The sequence below is a fragment of the Pseudomonas sp. PME37.24/025 genome (genome assembly GCF_055556615.1).
This window is the reverse complement of the sequence record NZ_JBVHNK010000041.1, coordinates 1-449: the sequence shown is the minus strand read 5'-3', so window position 1 is coordinate 449 and position 449 is coordinate 1. Positions and strand designations below refer to the sequence as shown.

1 protein-coding gene is annotated in these 449 nt (G+C 59.2%); it reads left to right on the top strand.

The window, feature by feature from the left end; genetic code table 11:
• Positions 1-197 (top strand): hypothetical protein (locus ACZ3HH_RS29390; protein ID WP_465810018.1); only part of this gene is annotated, 197 nt, incomplete at its 5' end.
• Positions 198-449 lie beyond the last annotated feature (252 nt).

Here is a 449-nt window from a genome sequence, read left to right as displayed (position 1 = left end):
ATCAGTACGAGCAGTACTCCCGCGATGCAGATGCACTCGGCATCCCCATCGGCAGTTGGGCAGCGATCCAGCTCGCCGCTTCCAAGGGCCTCGAGATCCCCGAATACATCAACGAGGAGATCCGCAAGGCTGCACAACGGCGCCAAGCCGACGAGAACGCACACGCGGAGGAGCTGCCTATGCTTCGGTCCGCGTAAACGACTCGACCCCCTCTGGTCGGCAAACCATCGGGGGTCTTGAGTGCTTTGGAGTCACAGTCTCCGGCAAGAGGCTGCAACAAGTTCTAGCGCTGAATCAGCGGGTAGCTGCGTGAATCAGATTCAGTTATGAGGCATTGATGATTATAGCCGTGATATTGCGGATGTCTAGCGTTGGTGTGGCCGTCGTGTCGCACACGCTGGTCGCTGCAGCGTGCACCCGAGGGGGTGTGCTGCAGCGATGACGCTTGA